The organism is Nocardia neocaledoniensis, from assembly GCF_003182135.1.
GTDB lineage: Bacteria > Actinomycetota > Actinomycetes > Mycobacteriales > Mycobacteriaceae > Nocardia > Nocardia neocaledoniensis.
Genome location: NZ_QGTL01000019.1, coordinates 35,067 through 54,672 on the forward strand (window position 1 = coordinate 35,067; position 19,606 = coordinate 54,672).

Below are 19,606 nucleotides of genomic sequence, written 5' to 3' on the forward strand. Positions count from 1 at the left end.
CACATGATCGACCGTAAGAATTCGGCCCGCCTGGCCGGTCTGGCCGGTGCCGCCGCCGTGACGCTGGGCCTGCTGTCCACCGGTGCGGCCAACGCCGACACCTTCGTCCCGCTGCCCGGCGGCGAGGTCGTCAAGACCCTGTCCGACGGCACCACCGTCACCGTGCGCCTGGTCGGCGAGTCGGCCAACATCAACCCGTCGATGGGCTCGACCCCCGTGCACCGCAACGCCTGGGTCTCGGGCAGCGCGCAGGTCGAGGTGGCCGGTGACAACGCCAAGGGCGGCAAGATCTACCCCGGCTACGTGGTCGGCTGCCAGGTGAACATCGACGGCGGCGGCGTCGAGGGCGGCGTCGAGGGCGAGAGCAGCTGGGACGGCGAGGACGTGAGCGTCGGCGCCTCCAGCGGCGCCGAGCTGAGCCTCGGCCCCGGCCAGGCCACCTCGTTCTACGTGCTCGACATCGAGAAGGCCGACGACTACGGCAACGAGGACCACGGCACCAACAACAAGTTCAAGGGCAAGAGCGGCTCGGTGACCTGGGCCGACTCGACCATCGGCCTGTCCGGCTGCGGCGGCTACGCGCAGGCGCGCGCCTTCGTGAAGGTCAAGGTCGAGACCGAGAACGTGAGCTCGACCGTCACGCTGTGGGGCCAGCCGTTCAGCATCGGCTGATCTCCCCCCACACCCGACAGCGGGCCCGGCGCGACACGCGCCGGGCCCGCTGTTGTATCGGGGTGTGGTCACCGGAATCGGATGTCGCCCAGGGCGTCCGGACATCTGGACCGTCGGCGGCGGTGGCCGCGCGATGGCTGTCCTCCTCCGAACCGGCGCCGCGACGGCCGATCCGGTGACCGAGGAGAGGATCGCAACGCTTCGTTGCGACGGCTCCGTCGGCTACTTTGCGATCGTGTGACAAATGTTGTCTATCGCCGGAATGGTGAGCACGAAGCGCGCGCCGCCGCCGGGACGGTCGGTGCACGACAGCGTGCCGTGGTGCCCGGCGACAGTCTCCGCCACCAGCGCCAGGCCGATGCCGGTGCCGCCGGTCGCCCGTGAGGCGGTCACGAACCGTTCGAAGATCCTGGTCCGGTCGGCCGCCGGCACCCCGGGCCCCGCGTCGTCGATGATCACCGCGATGTCGGACCCCCGCCGTTCCACCGCGACCGCGACCAGCCCGCCCCCGTGCCGTTCGGCATTGGCGAGCAGATTCACCAGGGCACGTTCGAGTTCCATCCGCCGCCCCCGCACCATCCCCGCGTCACGCACGTCGAGCAACTCCGGCGCCACGTCCCGGCTGGCCAGCAACTGGGTGAGCAGTTCGGCCAGCGACAGCGGCGCCGGCTCGGAGCGGTGGATGCCCGCCTCGGCGCGGGCGAGGGCGAGCATGTCGTCGAGCAGGCCGCGCAGATACGCCGTCTCCTCCTCCAGCAGTCCCAGCGCGGCCCTCGGTCGCTCGGACAGTTCCTCGCGGTAGCCGGCGAGGACAGTCGTCGTGGTGGTGAGGGTGGTCAGCGGGGTGCGCAGTTCGTGGCTGAGGTCGGAGACCAGGCGCCGCTCCCGCTCGATCCGGTCCTGCAGGGCGTCGACCATGGCGTTGAAGGCGTCGACGGTCGTCGACAGGTCCCGATCGGGTGAATTCGGCAGGCGCAGCTCGTGTTCCCCGGAGGAGATGCGTGAGGCGGTGGCCGCGACCTGCCGCAGCGGGCTCAGCGCGCGGTGGGCGGCCCACGCGCCGAGGGCGCCCGCCACCGTCACCGACAGCGCCGCGCAGGCGAGCAGGATCGTGCGCAGCATCCGCAGAGTGGACTCGAGTTCGTTCAGCGGCGCGAACTCGTAGAGGACCGCGCCGTCGTCGACCGGCGCCCACACCCGCAGGTACGGCTCGCCGCCGATCCGCACCCTGGTCGCGGATTGCGGGACGGGCACGCCCGGATCGATGACCGGCGGCGTCACCGGCGTCAGCCCGTCGTCGGCGCCCGCGATCGACCAGCGCCCGTCCCGGTGCAGCAGCGCGAGGGTCCCGGTGGACAGGTGCAGCCGGTCGACCGCCTGCTCGCCGGTGACGCCGGGATGCTCGAGCCGCAGGCGCAGCAGTTCGGCGTGGATCTTGACGGCGCGTTCGACGCTGCGCACGCGCTGCGATTCCATGTAGCCGGTGCTGATGCCGTACACCGAGCCGGCCAGCACGAGCGCCACCAGGCCGGCACCGAGCACGAACGCGGCCATCACCCGGCCGCGCAGGCCGCGCGCTCGCCACAGCCAGGGGAGGGCTCGGTCAGCCCTGGACATCGAGCCGGTAGCCGAGCCCGCGCACGGTGACGATCAGCCGCGGATCGGCGGGATCGCGTTCGATCTTGGTGCGCAGCCGCCGCACGTGCACGTCGACGATGCGTTCGTCGCCGAAGAACCCGCGGTCCCAGATCTTCTCCAACAGCGTCTGCCTGCTCAGCACCAGACTGTCGTTCTGCGCGAGCTCGCACAGCAGGCGGAACTCGGTCAGGGTCAGATGCACCTCGCCGCCGTTGAGGCGCAGCGAACCCCGCTCGGGCGACAGGATCAGCCGCCGGTCGAGCGCGGCGTCGAGGACCAGTTCGGTGACGTCGCGGTCGGTGGTGTTCCTGGTGCGCCGCCGCAGCGCGCGGATGCGGGCGGTGAGCTCCTTGACCTCGAACGGCTTGGTGACGAAATCGTCGGCGCCGGCCTCCAGCGCCGCCACCACGTCATGGGTGTCGTCGCGGGCGCTGACCACGATGATCGGCACGTCGTGCTCGCGGCGCACCTCCCGGATGCAGGTGAAGCCGTCCATGCCGCCGAGCATGAGGTCGACGATCATCACATCGGGCGCGCCGAGGTCGCGCACCTGGTCCAGCGCCGCCTCGGCGCGTTCGGCCTCGGCGACGACATAGCCCTCGTCCTCCATCGCCAACCGCAGCGACGTGCGGACTCGAGTGTCGTCCTCGACGATCATCAACTGTGCGCTCATGCCATACCCTTCGCTACGGCAACCACCGTAGCCGGGCCGGGTATCCGCGCTGGTTACTGGATGGCGAAGCGCAGCAGCGCCTGCCGGTCACCCTGCTTGATCTTGCCCTTGCGATCGAGGACCTCGAGCTGCCAGACCGGGCCGTTGCGGAAGGCCCTGGCGATCGCGTTGGCGTTCTCCGCGCCGAGCAGCGAGGGCCAGATGTCGGCGACCGGCTGGCTGTCGGCGCCGGTGGCGTCGTAGATCTTGAACGAGACATTGTTGGCCTTCTCGAACGAGGAGCCCTTCTTGAACGCCGCGGCCACGAACACGATCGCGTCGATGCCGGTGGGGACCTGGGCGAAGGTGACGTGCACGGTCTCGTCGTCGCCGGTGGCCGCGCCGGTCTGCTCGTCACCGGTGTGCAGCACCGCGCCGTTGCCGAGCGGGTCGAGCGAGTCGAGTCCGGCGAAGCGCACCGGTTCACCGCCCTGCAGGAGCACGGCGATCAGGTCCAGGTCGACGCCGCGCTTGCGCCGCGCCATGCCGAGCAGGCCCCCACTGGAACCGGCCGACGGGTCCCAGCTCACCCCCACGCTCATCTTGGTGATGCCGGCGAGGTCGGCCGCGCCGTCTTCCTTCTTCAGCGTAATCACGATCCCAGGCTACGGACTCGCGGACGAGCCTGCAGCGCAACGGGTTTCGCCTGGTCACCGGGGGTGATCGGCGTGTCGGTGGCTGTCGGATCGGGCCGAGGGGGAGCACAATGGTCGGACTGTGTTGGAGCGAGCACTGCCGGGCCTGCGGCAGTTCCGGAACTATCGGCGCGCGTGGCTGCGTCCGGACGTGGTCGCGGGTGTCACCGTGGCCGCGTATCTGATCCCCCAGGTGATGGCCTACGCGACCGTCGCCGGGTTGCCGCCGGTGGTCGGGCTGTGGGCGACCATCGCGCCGCTGGCGGTGTACGTGCTGCTGGCGACCTCCCGGCAGCTGTCGGTCGGACCGGAGTCGACCACCGCGCTGCTCACCGCGGTGACGCTGGCGCCGTTGGCAGCGGGCGATCCGGCGCGCTACGCGGCGCTCGCCGCGCTGCTCGCCCTGCTGGTCGGCGGGCTGTGCCTGCTCGCGTCGGCGGCCAGGCTCGGTGTGCTCGCCGATCTGCTGTCGCGGCCGGTGCTGATCGGCTATCTCGCGGGCACCGCCGGGCTGATGATCGTGTCGCAGCTGGGGCGGGTCACCGGGGTGCCGGTGGACGGGCAGTCGGTGACAGCGCAGTTGCGATCGTTCGCGGCGAACATCGCGGACTGGCATCCGGCGACCGCGCTGCTGGCCGGCGCGGTGCTCGCGGTGTTGCTGGTCCTGGCCAGGTGGGCGCCGCGTGCGCCGGGGCCGCTGCTGGCGGTGCTGGCCGCGACGGTGGCGGTCGCGGTGTTCTCGTTGGAGCGCTTCGGGATCGATGTCATCGGGGAGGTGCCAGCCGGCCTGCCGGTGCCCGGAGTGCCTGCCGTCGCGATGGCCGACGTGGTGGCGCTGCTGCTGCCCGCGGCGGGCATCGCGGTCGTCGGGTTCTCCGACAACGCGCTCACCGCGCGGGCCTTCGCCGCCCGGCACGGTGAGCGGGTGCGGGTCAACACCGAACTGGCCGGGCTCGGGGCGACGAACGTGGCCGCCGCCCTCACCCACGGGTTCCCGGTGAGCTGCAGCAGCAGCCGCACCACCATCGCCGATCTGATGGGCGCGCGCAGCCAGCTCTATGCCGTGGTCACCCTGGTCTCGGTGCTGGTCGTGCTGTTCGGCGCGACCGGGGTGCTCGCCCAGTTCCCGACGGCCGCGCTCGGCGCGCTGGTGGTGTACGCGGCGCTGCGCCTGATCGACGTGCCGGAGTTCCGGCGGATCGGCCGCTTCCGGCGCAGCGAACTGCTGCTCGCGCTGGTCACCGCGGTCTCGGTGCTGGTGCTGGGGGTGCTCTACGGTGTGGCCGTGGCGATCGCGCTGTCGGTGTTCGATCTGCTGCGCCGGATCGCGCGCGGCCACGATGCCGTCCTCGGCTTCGTCCCCGGTGTGGCCGGCATGCACGATGTGGACGACTACCCGGAGGCCGAACCCCTTCCCGGCCTGGTGGTGTATCGCTACGACGCGCCGCTGTTCTTCGCCAATGCCGATGACTTCCGCGCGCGGGCGCTGGCCACGGTCGACTGGTGGGCCGAGCGCAGCGGTGAACCGGTGCGCTGGTTCGTGCTCAATGTCGAGGCCAATGTCGAGGTCGACCTCACCGCGCTCGACGCCGTCGAGCAGGTGCGGTCCGAATTGGCCGCGCGCGGCATCGTTTTCGCGCTGGCCCGCGTCAAACACGACCTGCGCGCCGACCTGGACGCCTTCGGCCTGACCGAGCGCATCGGGCCCGATCACCTGTTCCCCACGTTGCCCACGGCGATCGAAGCCTTCCGCGCCGCGCAGCCCCCGGATCCGCCGACCCCCTGAGGGCGGATCCGACAAGGTCGGCGTCTGCGCCCGGCAGCGGCGCCGGTGGCGGCGTGCGCGACGCGCGCATTGTTCAGGTCAGCGACCCCGGTGTACCGCTGCCGCCGAGCATCGTGGGGCTGCCGGGCGACCCGTCCGCCGACACTGCCGCTGCCCGCCCCGGTCGGACCAGGGCGGGCAGCGGTGGCGTGGGGAGCTGTGTCGTCAGGCGAGGACGGGGGCCATGGCGCGGCGTCGGGGTTCCAGGACGGCGGCGGCGAGGTAGCTGCCGCCGCCCGCGATCGCGAGCACCCAGTAGGGGCTGGCGCCGTCGAGGAACAGCGCGGCCGAGGAGGTCAGGGCCAGCCAGGCGCCGAGGGCGTACTGGAGGACGTCGCGGTGGGCGGCGCCACCGGCGAGGTAGAGCAGGCCGACGATCAGGCCGGAGCCGGTGGGCCACAGCAGCATCTTCAGATCCGGCTGCGCCAGTGCCGAACTCAGCGCGGTGATCACGAAGAACAGCGCCCCGAACCCGATCAGCCAGGACGCGGCGAGCAGATTGCCGACCACCGCGTCCCGGCCGGTGGCGCCGCGCTGGGCACGCATGGTCACCACGCTGGTGATGACCATGGCCGCCAGCAGCCCACCGACCAGCAGCACGGTCGGCAGCGCGGACGGCAATCGCAGCACCGGATCGGCGCCGTGGGAGAGGGCGTAGGCGCCGTGGCCGAGCAGCCAGGCGAGCCCGAAACTCAGGTAGGACGGACGGTTGTCGAGCAGGACTCGCAGGGGCGACGGGCGGGACTCGATGGGGGAAAAGTGCTCGGACATCACAGGTTCTCCTCGGTGCGGTGCGGTGCGGTGCGGTGCGGTGCGGTGCGGTGCGGTGCGGTGCGGTGCGGTGCGTGGGTGGAAGCGGAGCGGAGGGCGCCACCAGGAAGCCTGGTCGCGCGCGGCGCCGGAGCCAGGCCGATGGCCGGGCGGGCGGGGAGTACGCGGGGGGATGGATCCTGGATCAGGCGACGAGGACGACCTTGCCGACGACGGTGCTCGACTCGGCGAGCGTCATGGCGCGGGCGGCCTCGGTGAGCGGGATGCGGGCGGCGATCTGGGCGCGCAGTTCGCCGCGCGCGGCCAGGTCGAACACCTTGCCGAGGTCTTCGGCGACGCGGGCGCGGAAGCGGGGGAGGTTGCGCTTGCCCGCCCACAGGTTGAAGAAGTGGGCATGTCGCTTGTTGGGCAACGTGTTCCAGAGCAGCAGCCTGCCCAGCAGTTTCAGCACGGGCAGTCGCGAGTTGCCCGCGTCGTTCTTGGTGGCGGCGGTGCCGTAGGAGACCAGGGTGCCGTGCTCGGCGAGCAGCGCGAACGAGTCGGCGATGCCGGGGCCGCCGACATGGTCGAAGACCGCGTCGACGCCCCCGGGGACCAGCGCCCGCACCTGGCGTGGCACATCGCCCCGGTAGTCGATCCAGGTCGCGCCGAGTGCCCGCACGGCCTCGGCGTTGCGGGCCGACGCCGTTCCGATGACGCGAATCCCGTTGGCGCGCGCCAGTTGCACGAGCGTGGAGCCCACGCCGCCGTTGGCGCCGTGCACCAGCACGGTCTGCCCCGGCTCGACCTTCGCGGTGCGGAACAGCATCTGCCAGGCGGTGATCCCGTTGACGACGAAGGTTTCCGCGGCGGCGGCGTCGAGCGCGGCGGGCACCGGCACCAGGTCCGCGGCGTCGAGCACGGCGTGGCTGGCCCAACCGCCGATCTTGGTCAGCGCGGCCACCCTGGCGCCGACCAGCACGGGATCCACGCCGGCGCCGACCTCGGCCACCGTGCCGACCAGGTCGTAGCCGGGCACGAAGGGGAAGGCGGGCTGGTCGTAGTACTTGCCGCGCCGCATCTGCTGCTCGGCGAACGAGACGCCGCTCGCCTCGACCCGGACCAGGGCCTGCCCCGCGGCAAGCGCCGGCAACGCGCGCTCGGTGACGAGCAGGCCGTGGGGCTCGACGCGACCGGGCAGGACGATTTCGGTGACGGTGGTGGACATGACGGAACTCCTAGTGTGTGACTGGTCAATCACTCGATGGGTCGAAAAAATGCCCCGTGCGGGGCATGGCTGGTCAGCGGGGTTGCGGGTGGCGGATGCCCTTGGTGACGATCTGCGCCCAGGGGCTGGTGTCGCCGTCGAGGTCGAGGGTGGTGATCAGGTGGCACAGCTGCCCGAAGGCGATGTAGCGCTGCACCAGATCGTCCTCGGCTCCGGAGCGCTGCTTGGCCAGGTCGGTGACCTTGGCCAAACCGTCGCGCATCGCCTGCCTGATCTCGGGGACATCGGCGACCGAGAGGGCGTGCACCTGCAGCATGAGCAAGTTCTTGTCACCGATCAGCTCGGCATAGGCGCCGCCCATGTCGTAGAGGATCTGCTCGGGCGTCGCGTCGGCCGCGGCCCTCGCCGCACCGGACGACATCGCCGCCGCGATCTGCTCGAAGCACCGCTCCAGCGCCGCGACGAACAGGGCGACCTTGCCCTCGAACAACTTGAACACATAAGCGGGGGAGATCTGCGCGGTCGCCGCCACTGTAGTGATCGGCGTGCCGTGGTAGCCCGTCCGGGCGAACTCCACGATCGCGGCGTCGACGACGGCGTCGCGCCGGAGATCCGATCGGGAGAGGGTGGCTCCGCTCTTGCTCATGTGAGTGACTGTACACTCACTCTTTGTGAGCGGTCAATCCCTATAGGGGGCCGTCGCGCCACCAGCGGTCGAAGAGGTCCTGGCCGGAGGTGCCGCCGGTGACGGTGAGTGCGCAGTTCGCGCGCGGACCGTCGGTGAAGCTGAGCTGCAGCTCGCCGGAGGGGAGGTCGACATCGGTGGAGTCACTCCAGCGGACGTGGCCACGTCCGCTCGCACGTTGCCAGTCCTCGTCGCCGATGAGCCGGGTCGCGCGCGACGACGGCTTGAACTCCGCGACGGGTTCGTCGGTGCCGCACTGCAGGATCAGGCGGGAGACCGGGTCGCGGTTGCCGTTGCAGGCGAGCGTGTGTGTCGAATAGCGGGTTTCCCCCGCGTCGATGGGGCGCTGGTTCTCGTCGACGGGTGCGCACAGGATGCCCTGAAAGCCACTGTCCACCTGAGTTTTCGGCAGCAGGCCGGGGAACGCGTCGATCACCCACTGGTGTGCGGCCCAGGAGTTCGGATCGAGCGGCACCGCCGAGGAGGTAGGTCCCGACGCGCCCGGCGTCGACGAGTCACGGTTCAGCACAACGACACCCGCCACGGCGAGGGCCGCGACGGCGCCCACGGCAGCGAGGGCGATGCCGAGACCGCGGCGCCGGCTTGAGCGGTCCCGTGGCACGGGTTCCGCCTCGACTCCCAATGCCCTGGCCGCCGCCTTCGCGAGTTCACCGCAGCTCGCGTAGCGCCGCTGTGGATCCTTGGCCATCGCGCGGGCGATCACCTCATCGATCGCGCGCGGCAGGTTCGCGACGGCGCTCGGACGCGGGGGTGGTTCGGTCAGGTGTGCCGCGATCACCGCGTCGACGCTCGCTCGCGGGAACGGCTTCGCGCCGGTCAGCAGTTCGTACAGGGTGCAACCCAGCGCGTAGACATCGGCGCGCGGATCGACCGCGGTGCCGGTCAGCTGTTCCGGGGCGGCGTATGCGACCGTCGCGAGAATCGTTCCCGCCTGCGTCAGCGTCGTGCCCGCGACCGCCTTGGCGATGCCGAAGTCGGTGACGGCGACCCGATCCGGTTGTCCCGGAATCACTTCGACGAGGATGTTGGCCGGTTTGACATCGCGGTGCAGCATCCCGGCCCGATGCGCGTGATCGAGCCCGCGCGCGACGCCGGTGATCAGGTGCGCGACCCGGGGCGGGGTCAGCGCGTCCTCGCGCAGGAGGGTGGCGGCATCGGGGCCGTCGATGAACCGCATGGCGATCCACAGCTGCCCGCCCTCGATGCCCCGGTCGTAGACACCGATGATGTGGGGATGGTCGAGCTGGGCGGCGAGTTCGGCCTCGCGAATGAACCGCGCGCGGAACTCGGGGTCCGCGCCGAACTCGGTCGCGAGCACCTTGAGCGCGTCGCGGCGCGGGAGCCGGGGATGCGCGGCCACGTAGACCGTGCCCATGCCGCCGCTGCCGAGTACCCGCTCGATCCGGTAGCCCGCGAAGACGGTGCCCGGCGGCAGGATCCGCCTACTCACTGCGCACCAGCAAGGCGTACTGGGCGGCGGTGCGCTGCCGTGCGTTCGCCGGATTCCAGCCGGTGAGCGCGGCCGTGTACCTGCCGTAGAGCACGTGACAGGCTGCCTGGTGGGGGGACGCGGGGTCCGAACGCACCGTCGTGCAATACGCGTCCGGGACCCCGGCGGGGCTCTCGACGAGCTCGGCGGGGTTCACCGCCTGCCGCTCCTGCTCGAACACCTTCCGCGCGCTGACCGCGTCCGGAAACCGCTCGAGCACATCGAAGTCGTTGATGGCGACGATCTCGATGGGGTCCTTGAATCCGTAGTGCTTCATCAGCCGGGTCGCCCGTGGCCCGAGGACCACGCCGTAGACGGACAGCGCCGCCGACCAGCCCGCGTTGGTGTCGATATCGGAGCTGACGACCGTCGGATAGGTCCATCGTCCCGGCCCGAAGGGCAGCAACCGTGCCTGCATGCCCTCCCGGTCCAGCGGCAGGGTGTCGAAATCCTCCGGTGGAGTGCCCCGGAAATCGCTGAGCCGGGGGATCTGCGCGTCGAACACCTTGCGCACGGTGCTCGTCAGCACCTGCTGATCCGGGCTGGTGTGCGCGGCCAGCGCGCTGATGACGAACGAACCGTGGGCATAGGTGGCCGCCATGGTCGGCACGCTCGGACGCCAGTGTGCGAACGCGCCCGGGTACCCCTCGATGCGCACGTCGACGTTGTCCGGGCTGATCGCGGCATCGGTCGCGTTCATCTGCCTGGCGGCCAACCGGGCGGACTGGTCATCGCGAAAGCGCAGCAGCAGCACGGTCAGCAAGCGCGAGGCGCCGACTTCCGGCCGCTTGCCGCGCAAGTTGACATCGCTGCCGCTGACCGCGAATCCGGCCAGCATGCCGTGCGATTCGAGTGCCTCACGAACCCGCTCGGCGAGGATGCCCGCCGCGGTCAACGGCGTGGGCAGCGGCGCGGTCCGTTCCTGGACGCCGTAGGTCAGGGTCGGATCGACCTCGACGGGATCGAGCATGACCTCGCCCATGCGCACCGACTCGAGCACGCGGCCGTACTTGTCGTTGCTGATCGTCGGCGCCGTCATCGGGTCGCTGCCGTGCGTCCCGACGTCCAGTGCGGCCAGATCGACCTGTTGTGGCGTCGGTTCGCCGGGGCCGGTGCATCCGCTGAGCACCGTCAGCGCCACGGCGACGGCGAGCACGGTCCGAAATCGTTGCGACACCATCGTCCTACCTCTGCCCCAGCGGCGCGTCCGGCCACCAGCGTTCCAACAGCGCGGATCCCGAGTCGCTGCCGGAGACCCGGAGGCGGCAGAAGTTCCGGTCGGGACTGTCGAAGATCGCGTCGAGACGGCCCATCGGGAAGCCGTCGGTGGTCGTGATGGTGCCCCAGCGCACCTTGCCCGTGTCCGTGCCGCGCGTCCACCGCTGTTCGCCCTCGATGACGATCTCGGAGGTGTAGCCGGCGATCTCGGCGCGGTCGGCTCGGCAGATCACCGACACCAGCTCGGCGGGGTCGCGGTCACCGAGACAGGACACTCCGCCGACCTCGGCCTGCTGCTCCATGGGCAGGAGGTCGCCTTTGCCGTCGACGTGCACGCAGTCGTGCATGTCCTGGTAGCCGACGGCCGCCGGTGCCACGGGCAGCAGGCGCGGGAGCGCTTCGGCAGCCATGGCCGCCGCACCCCACGCCGCGGAATTCGTGGCGACGCCGGTGGGCTCGGCGATCGTGGACGCGGCGTCGTCGCCGTCGGAGCGGACAATCAGCGAAATGGCCACTGCCACAGCGACTGTCGTCACCGCTGCCGCACCGGCGAGCCACCAGGACCGACGGGATGGTCGCGTGACGGGTGCGCACGCGGCACGTGCCGCGGCGGCCAGCGCACCGCAGCTCTGATAGCGCTGCGCCGGGTCCTTGGCCATCGCCGTGGCGATCACCGCGTCCAGCGCGGCGGGCACTCGGCTGTTCGCTGCCGAAGGGCGCGGCGGCGGCTCGGACAGGTGCGCGTACATCACTGCCGCCGGACTGCTGCGGGGAAAGGGAACCTCGCCGGTGAGCAACTGGTACAGCGTGCACCCCAGCGAATACACATCGGCGCGGTGATCGACGGGATCACCGCTGATCAGTTCGGGCGCGGCGTACGCCAGGGTCGCGGTGAAACCCACGTCCTCGGACAGTGTTCCGTCGCCGTCGGCCGCCCGCGCGATGCCGAAGTCGGTGACCAGCACCCGGTCCGGCTCGCCCGGTTCGGTGGTGAGCAGCAGGTTCGCGGGCTTGACGTCGCGATGTTGCAGGCCGACCCGGTGGATCTCGTCGAGACCGTCGGCGGCTTCGGACAGAATCCTCAGCGCCCGCTCGACCGGGAGGGCGCCCTCGCGCCGGAGCAGCTCCGCGACGTCGCCGCCGTCGACGAACTGCATGGCGATCCACAGCTGATCCTCGTGCTCGCCGCGGTCGCGCACGGCGACCACGTTCGGATGCTGCAGCCGCACAGCGACTTCGGCTTCGCGCAGGAACCGCGCACGGAACTCGGCGTCGCCCGCGTGCCGGTCGGACAGGATCTTCAGCGCGTCGTTGCGGGGCAGCCGGGGATGGCGGGCAAGGAAGACCTCGCCCATCCCGCCCGCGCCGAGCCGTCGCTCGATCCGGTATCCGGCGAATTCCGTGTCGTCCGCGACCGTCACCGGCGCTGCCCTCCCGTTGCCATGCGATCAGAACGGCGCATTCGGCCACCACCGGTCGTAGAGGTCCTGGCCGGTCTTCCCGCCGCTCACGACGACCATGCAGAAGTTGCGGGCCGGTTCGTCGAAGGAGATGCCGATCGTGCCGATATCGCCGTTGGTGAGTGCCAAGGTCGACCAGGTGATGCGGCCGCGTCCGGACGCCCGATTCCAGGTGTGGTCGCCGAGGATCAAGACGCCCGGCTCGTCCACCAGCGTGTAGGGGCTCCGGTTCGTCGAACATTCCACGTAGACATCGCGCACGGGGTTCTCGTCGCCCGTGCAGGTGATGCGGGCGATGGGATCGGGCAGCACGTCGAGATCGGCCTGCCTGGTGACGCCGTCCGCGCCCCGGGCGATGGCGGCGCAGCGGATGCCCTGATGCCCGGTTCGCGTCGGTGTGGCGGGCAGCAATCGGGGCAGCGCGTCGACGATGAAGGAGTATCGGCCCCAGGTCACTCCGGCCGCCGTGGTCGGCGCGGCAGTGCTCGCCGCCGGCTCGCCGCGGTCGCGGGCGAGCACCACCGCGACCGTCGTCGCCGCCACGACGGCGACGACCGCGACCGCCGCGGCGGCGTATCGCAGCGAGCGATGTGCCCGTCGCGGAGTCCGATGCACGATGGTGGGAGCCGAGGGCGGCGCGACGGTGACATCCGCAGGTGGCGGAATGGGCGGTGGGGACGCCACCACGGTCTGCTCCACCGCGACACCGAAAGCCGCCGCCGTGGCCGCCGCGAGGGCGCCACAGGAGGAGAAGCGATCCTCCGGATTCTTCGCCATGGCGCGCGCCAGGACGGCGTCGATCGCGGGCGGCAGTTCCGGCCGGATCGCGGTCGCGCTCGGCGGCGGCACCATCAGGTGCGCCTGCATCACCGCGACCACCGAATCGCGGGGAAACGGCTTCGCGCCGGTGAGCATCTCGAACAGCGTGCAGCCGAGGGCGTACACGTCGGCGCGGTGATCCACGCGCTGCTCGGTCAGCAGTTCCGGCGCGGCATAGGCCAGGGTCGCCACGACCGTCCCGACAGCGGTCAACGCGGTGCCGTCACCGGCCGCCCTGGCGATGCCGAAATCGGCGACGAGCACCCGCTCCGGCGCGTCGTCGGCGGGTTCGAGCAGGATGTTGGCGGGTTTCACGTCGCGGTGCAGCAGACCGTTGCGGTGCGCCTCGTCCAGCCCACGGGCGGTCTCGGTGACGATGTGCACGGCGCGTTCCGGCGGCAGCGCCGACGCGCGCCGCAGCAAGGCGGCCACGTCGGTCCCGTCGACCAGTTCCATGGCGATCCACAGTCGACCGTCCTCGACGCCGCGGTCGTACACCGAGACGATGTTCGGATGGTCCAGTCGCGCGCTCAGTTCGGCCTCGCGCAGGAAACGCGCGTGGAATTCGGAACCGGCACCGGCGTTCTCGGGCAGCACCTTGAGCGCGTCGCGGCGGGGCAGCCGCGGATGGGTGGCCACGTACACCGTGCCCATGCCACCGGCGCCGAGCACGCGCTCGATCCGGTAGCCGGCGAAAACCGTTCCTGGGGAAAGTGTTCCGGACATCGGCGCTACTCGCTGTTCACCAGCAGCGCGTACTGCGCCGCCGCTCGATGATGCACGTCCTGGTAATCGCGGCTGAAGACGACCGCGACATAGCGGCCGTACCGGAGGCGGCAGCTGAACCGCGTCATCGACGCGGCGCCGGTCTCCTTTTCCGCGCAGTTGATGTCGACCATGCCCGCCGGCGTCGGCACCGAGGACCTCGCGTCGTCCTGCCGCAGACCCGAGAAGAAGGTGGCTGCCGTCGCCGCGTCGGAAAAGCGCAGCAGCCGGTCGAACCGGTTGAGTCCGGTCCATTCGGGGACCTCGGGGGCGGGGCTGTAGAAGTGGCCCGCGCGCGGACCGAGGACGATGCCGTGCGGCTGCACGATGCTGTCCCAGCCCGCGTTCTCCGCGATTTCGGAGGTGACCACCACCGGATACGGCCAGCGCCCCGGTGCCTCCGGCACCATGCGAGCCAGCATCCCGTCGCGGTCCAGTGGCAGGTCGGCGAACGCCTCGGCCGGGGTGAGCTCGACATCGCGCAGCAACGGCTGTTGCTCGGCGAAGGCCCTGCCCGCCAGTGTCGTCAGAACGCCGAGATCGGGGGTGACGTGCCCGGCGAGCACGGTGACGACGAAGGAGTCGATGGCCATCGTCGCCGCCAGCGTCGGCACCGACGGACGCCAATGTGCCCGCGCCGTCGGGTGATCCGGGATCGTGACCGCGACATTGTCCGGGCTCACCGCCGCATCGGCGGAGTCGATCTCCGTCGCCGCCTCGCGCGCTGCCCCCGCGTCGGGGAAGCGCAGCAAGGTGATCTGCACGATCCGGCCGTTGCCGACTGTGAACTGGCGCGTGTCGCTGGCACCCACGGTGAACCCGGCGAGCATGCCGTGTCGTTCCAGTGCCGCGCGGGCCGGATCTGCCAGCAGCGCCACCGCTTTCGCTGGAGTCGGCAGCGGGTCCGAGCCCATTCGGGTGCGGGGGACGTTCAGCGCGGGATCGACCCGAGCGGGATTCGCGATGAGCTCGCCGAGCCGCACCGACTCGATCACCCGGCCGTAACGCTCGGTGCCGTGCGCGGGTGCGGCGAGCGGATATCGGCTGTACGGACCCACATCGAGGGTCGCGGGGTCGGGTACCGGCATCGGATCGCCGGCGACCGCGCAGCCGGTGAGGGCCGTGAGGACCACGCCGAGGGCAAGCGACATGCGTGCGAGTCTCACAGCGGCGCCTCCGGCCACCACGCGGCGCGCAGTTCGGTGCCGTTGCGCGCGCCGGTCACGACGATGTAGCAGAAGCTGCGATCGGGATCGTCGAAGTACAGACGCAGATAGCCGGTCAACTGAGGCGCTTTGTAGCGATCGAGATACGTTCCCCAGTGCAGGGTTCCGTGGCTCGACCGCCTGCTCCACTGTTCGTCACCCTCGGCGCGGTCGTAGGTGGGCGGGGGCGCGATCGGCGTCCGGTCGGCGTTACAGACCACGTCGATCGTCCTGGCCGGCTCGCTGTTGCCGAAGCACAGGATCCGGCCGACCGGCACGTAGACATCGACAGAGACGTTCTTCTGCCCCTCGTCGATCGGATTGCATCCCCACATCTCCTGATACCCAGCCCCGAACTGCCAGGCCGGCAGCAGCTCCGGAAACGCTTGCACCACATACGTGTACGCCCCCCACGACACCGCGTCCACACTCGTCTGCGGACCGAGCGGGATCGCGGCGGGCGAGTGCTCGGACCCGGTGCGGGTCAAACCCAGGATCGCCGCCATGCCCGCGAGCAGCACGACCGCGGCCGCGGCGCCGAACACCAGCCGCCCGCGCCGGACAGGCGGACGGGTGACGGCGGTGAGCCGCACCGTGCCCTGCGCCGCGGCCTGCACGGCCGCGGCCAGCGCGCCGCAGGACTGGTAGCGCTCGTCGGGATTCTTGGCGAGCGCCGTCGCGATCACCGTGTCGAAACCCGGTGGGAGCCCGGCCTTGTCGAGGGTGGGCGGTGGTTCGTGCAGGTGGGCGTACATCACCGCGGCGGGGTTGTCGCGGGGGAACGGCACCGAGCCGGTGAGGAGTTCGTAGAGCACGCAGCCGAGGGCGTAGACGTCGGCCCGGCGATCCACCACCCCGCCGTTGATCTGTTCGGGGGCCGCGTAGGCCAGGGTGGCGCTGATCCCGGGGCCGGTCGAGGCGGTGGGGGCGTCGGCGGGTCTGGCGATGCCGAAATCGGTGACGAGGACGCGGTCGGGGCGGCCGTCCTGCTCGGCCACCAGGATGTTCGCCGGCTTCACATCCCGGTGCAGCACGCCCTTGCGGTGCAGGGCGTCGAGACCCTTGGCCACCTCGGTGACGATCCGGACCGTCCGGTCCAGCGGCAACGCGGCCGGACCGCGCCGGATCAGCTGCGCGAGATCCACACCGTCGACGTACTGCATCGCGATCCACAACCGGCCGTCGTGCTGACCGCGATCGCGCACCGCGACCAGATTCGGGTGGTTGAGCCGGGCCGCGATCGTGGCCTCGCGCAGGAAGCGCTCCCGGAACACCGGGTCGCCGGTGAGCGCGTCGGACAGGATCTTCAGCGCGTCCTTGCGGGGGAGTCGCGGATGCTGGGCCAGGTAGACCGTGCCCATCCCGCCCATGCCGAGGCGTCGCTCGAGGCGATACCCGGCGAAATTCATGCCCTCAGAAACAATCAACTGTCATGCTTCCCGAACCGATCAGCGCCGGGACCCTTCCGGCGCGTGCCGGCCGCTGGGCGCGGTCACGCTGAGGCGCAACCGAAGCCGGTGACCCGGCCGACGGCCCGACTATAACCGACCGGCGGTTATGCCAGGTGCCAACCGGTCGAGCCGCTAGCCGAGATGGCCTGCCACGAGGGGGACCGCGTCGGCGATGTGCTCGGCGTGGATCGGCGCGAGGATCGGGGTGAACTCCCAGCTCCCGTGGGGGGCATGCAGTCTGCCGATGACGAGGCCGGTGTGCGAGGCGGCGTCGGCGAGGTCGAAGCGCACCATCTCGATGCCGGTCACATTGTCGATGACCCGGCAGAAGCCGTTCTCGATCTGGCCGAAGCGCTGCCCGGTGTAGCAGCTCACCAGGAAGACGATGGTGGTGATCGCCGGGTCGATCCTGGTCAGGTCGACCACGATCGCCTCGTTGTCGCCGTCCCCGTCGCCGGTGACGCTGTCGCCGAGGTGGCGGACCGCGCCGTCGCGGGAGGTCAATTGCTCGTGGTAGGCGACATCGACGAAGTCGGGGCCGGCGAACAGCAGGGCGGCGGCGTTGAGATCGATGTCCTTCTTCGCGCCGACGAGGAGTCCGTCGGGGTTGGCGGGATCCCATCCCAGGCCCATCGTGACGTGCTCGAGCGGCGGTCGGTGCTGGGGAACAGATCCGGTCATGCCGCATAAAGATGCCGTAAAGACGGTGGTGCTGGCAAATGCGGTGCGCACCGCGGATATGAGCCAATTCACCTGCCGACGACTCGCTGTCTGACCGATTCGCTATTACCCGGGCGACCGAATTCATTTCTTTCGGACACCTGCGCGTCATTTCTGGTTCATCTACATGAAGGCATTGTCAACGGTTCGGGTCGGCGCGAATTTTAAGGTCGCGAACCATGGATCATGCCGCCCCGCTATGAAATTGCTCGATGTGAGGTTTACTTTCCGGCGAGCGTTGGGCGTGCGGGTATGTCGAGAAATCGCCGGTCGCTGCGGGTTCGCCCGACTTGTCGATCGTGTGACGATGTGTTAATAATTCCTCGCCGGGGGATTCGATATTCCGGGCCGCGAGAAACGGTGGATATCGCCTCGCGATGCGTGACCTTTGATGAGGAGAAATTCTGTGAGCAAGTTCCGTGTGATCGGTGCTGCCGTTGTCGTCGCGACCGGTCTGATGCTCGGTGCCGCGGGCACCGCCGCCGCGGCCGACGCCCCGAGCACCGCCTCGGCCGATTTCTTCAGCGGCAGCGCGAGCTACCCGGTGAAGCCGACCGCCACCACCCCGGCGCCGAGCACCGCGTCGGCCGAGTTCTTCACCGGCCTCGGTTCGGGCAGCTCGGCCCCCGCCACCGTCGCCGACGCCCCCAGCACCGCCTCCGCCGAGGCCTTCAGCGGCAGCGCGAGCTACCCGGTGAAGCCGACCGCCACCACCCCGGCGCCGAGCACCGCGTCCGCGGAGTTCTTCACCGGTCTGGGTTCGGGCAGCGCGGCTCCGGCCGCCTGACCTTCGAGAAGATCTGCCGCCGCCGGGATGCCTTTCCCGGCGGCGGTTTTCGTCTCAGTGCCCGGCGGCGGCGAGCCGGTGGTCGGCCTCGAGCACCAGCCAGCCGCTGAGCTGCACGGACAGGTCGCGGCTGAGATTCGCCGACGCGGCGGCCGCCGACGCCATGAGCTGGAGCGAGCCATGGGAGTTCGGCGCGGTCACCGGGCGCGACCAGTCCGCGCCGAACAGGGGCAGCCCCGCCACCTCGGCCCGGTGCTCCCAGGCCGCCCGCGCGGACGTGCGCACGATCCGGGCCGCCGTCCGATCGCCCAGCGCGAGTGCGGCTTCGGCGAGATAGCGGGCGAGGATTCCCATGAACAGCCCGGAGTCGTTGTCGGTGGCCGCCGCGATCACCCCGTCGTGGGTGAGCCGGTCGGCGACCGCGCCGATCAGGGCGTGGGCGCGGGCGCGATACACCGGATCGCCGGTGCGCACGGCCAATTCGGTGTCGAGCCCGATCGTCACGCCCTGGCAGTAGGTGTGCACCGTGCGGTGCAGCCGCCCACCCGGCTCGTTCACGCCGTCGAGGATCAAGCCGGTGTCGGGGTCGCGCAGGCGGGTGTGCAGGAAGTCGGCCAGTTCGACGGCGCGGGTCGGTTCACCGAGGCGGGCCATCGCGATGCCGGTCGGGCCGACGGCGGGAGTGTTGTAGTAGGGCTCGTCGATCCGCCACGGGACGGCGCCGACCTCCGGGTTCCAGCCGTCGTAGAGCGCCGCGCGGAGGTCGTCGATCGCGTCGTCGAACCGGAGGTCGAGCAGCCGCTCGGCCCGCTCGAGCGCCAGCGCCAGCCAGGCCATGTCGTCGTAGTACCGGTTGGTCCAGCCGGTGACATTGCGGATCCGGATCCCGTCGGCCAGGGCGCGGACCCGATGCAGGCGCGCCGGTGTGCGCTCGCGGTGCGCGGCGTCGATCGCGCAGTCGAGCAAATGCGCCTGCCACCAGTAGCACCAGCGGCCGAAGGATTGGTCGATCAGCGTCGCGGGCCAGACGAGCAGGCCCAGCTGCCGCCGCGAGCCGCCCCACAGCGAACGCACGTGCCGCTCCACGATCGCGCGTTCGGCCAGCGCCGCACGCTGGGCGGCGTCCGTCGGTCCCGTCCCGGTGGCCGGCCTGATCGAACCGGCGGGCATCGGCTGTGCCAGTCCGGCCACCGCGATCGCCGCGCCCGCCGCGAACAGCACACTGCGCCTGCTGACCCCACCGCTCGCGCGATCCATCACCCCTGGCACTCCTCTCCGCGCCCACAGAGTTCCCGGCGGGGATGGCCGAGGGCTGAATAGCGCCGGTGCACCGTGGAAACGTTCGGCGGGGTCGCGGAGTGCGGGGCGGGGCGGAAGACCCCGAACAGAACAGTCCCCGGTAGTCTCCATCGATTCCGAGAGCTTCAGTCGTCGCTGACAACTCCGGTACTCGACTGGCTTGCCGGGGGCTTGGCCAGATCCTGGAAAAGCGTCTCAGCGGTCGACGGACGTCTCCCTCGGCTGTG

The 19,606-nt window shown here is 70.8% G+C and carries 17 protein-coding genes; 3 read left to right on the forward strand and 14 right to left on the reverse strand.

The features are described from left to right. Positions 1-3 precede the first annotated feature (3 nt). Complete coding sequence (locus DFR69_RS32345) at positions 4-672, forward strand: MspA family porin (protein WP_110041494.1); 669 nt, start codon at positions 4-6, stop codon at positions 670-672. Positions 673-894: 222 nt separating this feature from the next. Here DFR69_RS32345 and DFR69_RS32350 read toward each other — a convergent pair whose 3' ends face one another. The 3 genes from DFR69_RS32350 to DFR69_RS32360 are packed head-to-tail and all read right to left on the reverse strand — an operon-like array spanning position 895 to position 3,618. Next, entirely contained in the window at positions 895-2,289 is a 1,395-nt protein-coding gene (locus tag DFR69_RS32350) for a sensor histidine kinase (protein WP_110041495.1), read from the reverse strand. Next, positions 2,276-2,983 (reverse strand): response regulator transcription factor, encoded by a 708-nt coding sequence (locus tag DFR69_RS32355; protein ID WP_110041496.1) that lies wholly within the window; start codon positions 2,981-2,983, stop codon positions 2,276-2,278. Before DFR69_RS32355 ends, DFR69_RS32350 begins: the two co-directional genes overlap by 14 nt. Positions 2,984-3,036: 53 nt before the next feature. After that, complete coding sequence (locus DFR69_RS32360; RefSeq protein WP_110041497.1) at positions 3,037-3,618, reverse strand: TerD family protein; 582 nt, start codon at positions 3,616-3,618, stop codon at positions 3,037-3,039. Positions 3,619-3,739: 121 nt separating this feature from the next. On the opposite strand from DFR69_RS32360, the gene DFR69_RS32365 reads away from it, so the two are divergent. Continuing rightward, positions 3,740-5,443: a SulP family inorganic anion transporter gene (locus tag DFR69_RS32365; protein ID WP_110041498.1), complete on the forward strand. Its 1,704-nt coding sequence runs from the start codon at positions 3,740-3,742 to the stop codon at positions 5,441-5,443. 204 nt (positions 5,444-5,647) lie between these two features. On the opposite strand, the gene DFR69_RS32370 is transcribed toward DFR69_RS32365, so the two are convergent. The 10 genes from DFR69_RS32370 to DFR69_RS32415 all read right to left on the reverse strand — a co-directional run bounded on the left by DFR69_RS32370 (position 5,648) and on the right by DFR69_RS32415 (position 17,254). Continuing rightward, positions 5,648-6,253 carry an ABC transporter permease gene (locus DFR69_RS32370; protein ID WP_110041499.1) on the reverse strand — a complete coding sequence of 202 codons (606 nt, stop codon included), beginning with the start codon at positions 6,251-6,253 and terminating at the stop codon, positions 5,648-5,650. A 184-nt stretch (positions 6,254-6,437) separates the two neighbouring features. Continuing rightward, on the reverse strand, positions 6,438-7,460 hold the full coding sequence (locus DFR69_RS32375; RefSeq protein WP_110041500.1) for a medium chain dehydrogenase/reductase family protein: 1,023 nt from the start codon (positions 7,458-7,460) through the stop codon (positions 6,438-6,440). A 73-nt stretch (positions 7,461-7,533) separates the two neighbouring features. Then, on the reverse strand, positions 7,534-8,106 hold the full coding sequence (locus DFR69_RS32380; RefSeq protein WP_110041501.1) for a TetR/AcrR family transcriptional regulator: 573 nt from the start codon (positions 8,104-8,106) through the stop codon (positions 7,534-7,536). Between the two features lie 40 nt (positions 8,107-8,146). Continuing rightward, on the reverse strand, positions 8,147-9,616 hold the full coding sequence (locus DFR69_RS32385) for a serine/threonine-protein kinase (RefSeq protein ID WP_110041502.1): 1,470 nt from the start codon (positions 9,614-9,616) through the stop codon (positions 8,147-8,149). Further along, a complete protein-coding gene (locus DFR69_RS32390) occupies positions 9,609-10,835 on the reverse strand; it encodes a DUF7373 family lipoprotein (RefSeq protein ID WP_146229482.1) in 1,227 nt (408 codons plus the stop codon). The genes DFR69_RS32385 and DFR69_RS32390 overlap by 8 nt, the downstream gene beginning before the upstream one ends. 4 nt (positions 10,836-10,839) lie before the next feature. Then, positions 10,840-12,294, reverse strand: coding sequence for a serine/threonine-protein kinase (locus DFR69_RS32395; protein ID WP_244198573.1), 1,455 nt, complete (start codon positions 12,292-12,294; stop codon positions 10,840-10,842). A gap of 27 nt (positions 12,295-12,321) precedes the next feature. Beyond that, positions 12,322-13,878, reverse strand: coding sequence for a serine/threonine-protein kinase (locus DFR69_RS32400; protein ID WP_110041504.1), 1,557 nt, complete (start codon positions 13,876-13,878; stop codon positions 12,322-12,324). Positions 13,879-13,883: 5 nt separating this feature from the next. After that, positions 13,884-15,068 (reverse strand): DUF7373 family lipoprotein, encoded by a 1,185-nt coding sequence (locus tag DFR69_RS32405; protein ID WP_146229483.1) that lies wholly within the window; start codon positions 15,066-15,068, stop codon positions 13,884-13,886. An 11-nt stretch (positions 15,069-15,079) separates the two neighbouring features. Further along, positions 15,080-16,549: a serine/threonine-protein kinase gene (locus DFR69_RS32410; RefSeq protein ID WP_244198574.1), complete on the reverse strand. Its 1,470-nt coding sequence runs from the start codon at positions 16,547-16,549 to the stop codon at positions 15,080-15,082. Between the two features lie 156 nt (positions 16,550-16,705). Then, positions 16,706-17,254: a TerD family protein gene (locus tag DFR69_RS32415; RefSeq protein ID WP_110041507.1), complete on the reverse strand. Its 549-nt coding sequence runs from the start codon at positions 17,252-17,254 to the stop codon at positions 16,706-16,708. A gap of 445 nt (positions 17,255-17,699) precedes the next feature. Here DFR69_RS32415 and DFR69_RS34720 point away from each other — a divergent pair, with 445 nt between their 5' ends. Continuing rightward, positions 17,700-18,080, forward strand: a complete 381-nt coding sequence (locus tag DFR69_RS34720) for a hypothetical protein (RefSeq protein WP_167456484.1) — start codon at positions 17,700-17,702, stop codon at positions 18,078-18,080. Positions 18,081-18,134: 54 nt separating this feature from the next. On the opposite strand, the gene DFR69_RS32425 is transcribed toward DFR69_RS34720, so the two are convergent. Beyond that, a complete protein-coding gene (locus DFR69_RS32425; RefSeq protein WP_110041508.1) occupies positions 18,135-19,337 on the reverse strand; it encodes a glycoside hydrolase family 76 protein in 1,203 nt (400 codons plus the stop codon). Positions 19,338-19,606: the final 269 nt, after the last annotated feature.